The 3,808-nt window shown below is 73.4% G+C and carries 5 protein-coding genes; all 5 read left to right on the top strand.

The features are described 5' to 3' along the window. Positions 1–418, top strand: a 418-nt coding sequence (locus ABFX54_RS56145) for a (2Fe-2S)-binding protein (RefSeq protein ID WP_346115530.1), incomplete at its 5' end; no start/stop codon positions are given. Positions 419–445: 27 nt separating this feature from the next. Continuing rightward, entirely contained in the window at positions 446–1,339 is an 894-nt protein-coding gene (locus ABFX54_RS56140; protein WP_346115529.1) for a dihydrodipicolinate synthase family protein, read from the top strand. Continuing rightward, entirely contained in the window at positions 1,336–2,337 is a 1,002-nt protein-coding gene (locus tag ABFX54_RS56135; protein ID WP_346115528.1) for a proline racemase family protein, read from the top strand. Before ABFX54_RS56140 ends, ABFX54_RS56135 begins: the two co-directional genes overlap by 4 nt. A 10-nt stretch (positions 2,338–2,347) precedes the next feature. Then, complete coding sequence (locus tag ABFX54_RS56130; RefSeq protein ID WP_346115527.1) at positions 2,348–3,313, top strand: proline racemase family protein; 966 nt, start codon at positions 2,348–2,350, stop codon at positions 3,311–3,313. Next, positions 3,310–3,808: ornithine cyclodeaminase family protein (locus ABFX54_RS56125; protein WP_428834672.1), on the top strand; the 499-nt coding region annotated here is incomplete at its 3' end. The genes ABFX54_RS56130 and ABFX54_RS56125, both read left to right, overlap by 4 nt.

The following is a 3,808-nucleotide window of genomic DNA, read 5'->3' as shown; positions in this document are numbered from 1 at the left end:
ACAGGATGCGCCTCCAGCCCGCCGCCCCGAAGGCGTGCCGGCCCGGCTTGCCCGGCGTAGGGAGCGGTGGCGGGCCTTCGGGGAGGCGTTGCAGCGGGCCTATCCCGTGCGGCCCGGCTGGCAGGGGTGGCTGAAGGACGACACGATCGTATGCCGGTGCGAGGAGGTGCCGCTGGCGCGCGTACGCGAGGCGCAGCGGCTCGGCGCCACCGACACGCGTGCGATCAAGCTCCTGGCCCGCCCCGGCATGGGCTGGTGCCAGGGCCGCGTCTGCGGCTACGCCGTCTCCTGCCTGGCCGGTGAGCGGCCCCAGCCGCCCCGCCGCCCCATCGCCCAGCCCGTCACCCTCGGCGCGCTCGCCACCATCGAAGCCCCCGGCCCCGACGACAACGGCGCCGAAGATCATCCCGCTCACTGAACCCCCCGCGACATGGAGGACTTCCCGATGGACAACCGCAGCAAGCCCTGGCACGGCGTCATGGTGGCCACCGCGCTGCCCCTGCGCGAGGACCTGTCGGTCGACTACGACGCCTACGCCGAGCACTGCCGCTGGCTGGTCGCCAACGGCTGTGACGGTGTCGTGCCGAACGGGTCGCTCGGCGAGTACCAGACGCTCATCCCGCAGGAGCGCGCCAAGGTGATCGAGACCGCCGTCGAGGCCGTCGGCGGGCCCGCCGTGATGGCCGGGGCGGGCGCGTACGGCGCCGCCGAGTCGCGCCGCTGGGCCGAGCAGGCCGGCGAGGCCGGATGCGGCTCGGTGCTGCTGCTGCCCCCGAACGCCTACCGCGCCGACGAGCGCTCGGTCGTCGAGCACTACCGGGAGGTCGCCAAGGCGGGCGTGCCGGTCGTGGCCTACAACAACCCGCACGACACCAAGGTGGACCTCACCCCGGCGCTGCTGGCCAGGCTGCACGAGGAGGGGCTGATCGTGGCGGTCAAGGAGTTCACCGGGGACGTGCGCCGCGCGTACGAGATCGCCGAGCTGGCGCCCGGGCTCGACCTGCTGATCGGCTCCGACGACGTGCTGCTCGAACTGGCCCTGGCCGGTGCGGTGGGCTGGATCGCCGGCTACCCCAACGCGCTGCCCGCCTCCAGCTCCGCCCTCTACCGGGCGGCGGTGGAGGCCGACCTGGAGACGGCGCTGCCGCTCTACCGGGCCCTGCACCCGCTGCTGCGCTGGGACTCCAAGACCGAGTTCGTCCAGGCCATCAAGCTGTCGATGGACGTCGCCGGCCGGCACGGCGGCCCGTGCAGGCAGCCCCGGCAGCCGCTGACCGGCGAGCAGGAGGCTATCGTGCGGGCGGCGACCGAGAAGGCACTGGCAGAAGGGCTGCGATGAGGACCAAACGCGTTTTCCACGCCGTCGACTCCCACACCGAGGGCATGCCGACCCGCGTCATCACCGGCGGCATCGGCGTGATCCCCGGCGGGAGCATGGCCGAGCGGCGCGTGTACTTCGGCGACCACCTCGACCACATCCGCACCCTGCTGATGACCGAGCCGCGCGGCCACTCGGCCATGAGCGGCGCCATCCTGCAGCCGCCGACCAGGCCGGACGCGGATTACGGCGTGCTGTTCATCGAGGTGTCGGGGCTGCTGCCGATGTGCGGCCACGGCACCATCGGCGTGGCGACCGTGCTGGTGGAGACCGGCATGGTGGAGGTCGTCGAGCCGGTCACGACCGTGCGCCTGGAGGTGCCCGCCGGGCTCGTCGAGGTGGACGTCGAGGTCAAGGACGGCATGGCCATGTCCGTGACGCTGCGCAACGTGCCCTCCTACTGCGACCGGCTGGACGCCTCGGTGAGCGTGCCGGGGTTCGGGGAGATCCCGTACGACCTCGCGTACGGCGGCAACTTCTACGCCGTCGTCGACCTGGACCGCTACGGCCTGCCGTTCGACCGCAAGGCCAAGAACGAGATCATCGCGGCCGGCCTGGCCACCATGGAGGCGATCAACGCCGCCGACGAGCCCGTCCACCGCGAGGACGACCGCATCCGCGGCTGCCACCACGTCTACTTCACCGCCCCCGGCTCCGACGCGCACCACTCGCGGCACGCCATGGCCATCCACCCCGGCTGGTTCGACCGCTCGCCCTGCGGCACCGGCACCAGCGCCCGCATGGCGCAACTGCACGCCCGCGGCGAGCTGCCGCTCGGCCGCGACTTCGTCAACGAGTCGTTCATCGGCACCCGGTTCATCGGCCGGCTGCTGGAGGAGACCGAGGTGGGCGGGCGGCCCGCCGTCCTGCCGTCGATCACCGGGCGGGCCTGGATCACCGGCACCGCCCAGTACTTCCTCGACCCGCGCGACCCGTTCCCCGCCGGGTTCGAGCTGTGAGGGGCCGGCGGTGATAACGACGGTCGACTACCACACGGCCGGTGAGCCGTTCAGGATCGTCACCGGCGGGGTGCCCGAGATCGCCGGCTCCGACGTGCTCGCGCGCCGGAGCACGGCGATGGCCGAGCTGGACGACGTGCGGCGGCTGCTGTGTCACGAGCCGCGCGGGCACGCCGACATGTACGGCTGCTTCCTGGTCCCGCCTGACGATCCGGGAGCCAGGTTCGGCGCGCTGTTCTGGCACAAGGACGGCTTCTCCACCGCCTGCGGGCACGGGACGATCGCGCTCGGCGCGTACGCCGTGCAGGAGGGCCTGGTCGAGGCTGCGCCTGACGGCGTGACCGAGGTGGTCGTCGACGTGCCGTCGGGCCGGGTCAAGGCCCGGGTGCGTACGTCGGGCGGCCGGGTCACGTCCGTGACCTTCGTCAACGTGCCCTCGTACGTCATCGCCCGCGACGTGCCCGTGGCCGGGACGACCGTGGACGTCGCGTACGGCGGCGCCATCTACGCCTCGCTGCCCGCCTCGGCCGTCGGGCTGTCGGTCGAGCCCCGCCACGTGGACGCCCTCATCGGCCACGCCCGCCGGATCAAGGCGGAACTCGCCGGTCATCCGGCCGCCAGGCATCCGGACGACGAGCGGCTGTCCGGCGTGTACGGGGTGATCTTCCACGACGACCTTCCCGGCGACGGCGGGGTCATACGGCAGCGGAACGTCACCGTGTTCGCCGACGGCGAGGTGGACCGCTCGCCCTGCGGCTCGGGCACCGCGGCCAGGATGGCGCTGCTGCACGACGAGGGCAAAACCGGCGAACTTCGCCACTTGAGCATCGTGGGCAGCGTCTTCGCCGCGCGCGTGGCGGAGGAGACCGATCGGGGAGTGGTCGTGGAGATCGACGGCATGGCGTACCGGACGGGGCGGCACACCTTCGAGCTCGACCCCGCCGATCCGTTCCCCACCGGGTTCACGCTGCGATGAGCGGGCTCCCGTACCTGGACGCGGCCACCCTGGAGCGGCTGGTGCCGATGGGGCGGGCCGTCGCGGTCCTGGAGGAGGCGCTGCGCGCCGGCCTCGACCCCGAGGCCACGCCGCAGCGGCCGGTCGTGGACGTGCCGGCCGGGCAACTACTGCTCATGCCGGCCGCCACCCGCCGGTACGCGGGCGTCAAGGCGGTCAGCATCGCACCCGCGAACCCGGAGCGCGGGCTGCCCCGGATCCAGGGGACGTACCTGCTGTTCGACGGCGACACCCTGGCCCCGCTGGCGGCCATGGACGGGATCGCGCTCACCTCGCTGCGCACGCCCGCCGTCTCCGCCCTGGCCGTCCGGCACCTGGCGGAGCCGGGGGCGCGGCGGCTGGTGGTGTTCGGCAGCGGGCCGCAGGCGTACGGGCACGTGCCGGCGCTGCGTGAGGTGCGGCCGGTCGAGGACGTCACCGTGGTCGGGCGCGACGCGGGACGCGCGGAGGCGCTGG

This window comes from Nonomuraea maheshkhaliensis, from assembly GCF_039529435.1.
In the GTDB taxonomy this organism is placed as follows: domain Bacteria; phylum Actinomycetota; class Actinomycetes; order Streptosporangiales; family Streptosporangiaceae; genus Nonomuraea; species Nonomuraea maheshkhaliensis.
The sequence above is the reverse complement of the archived record's forward strand: the minus strand, read 5'-3'. Positions and strand labels throughout refer to the sequence as shown.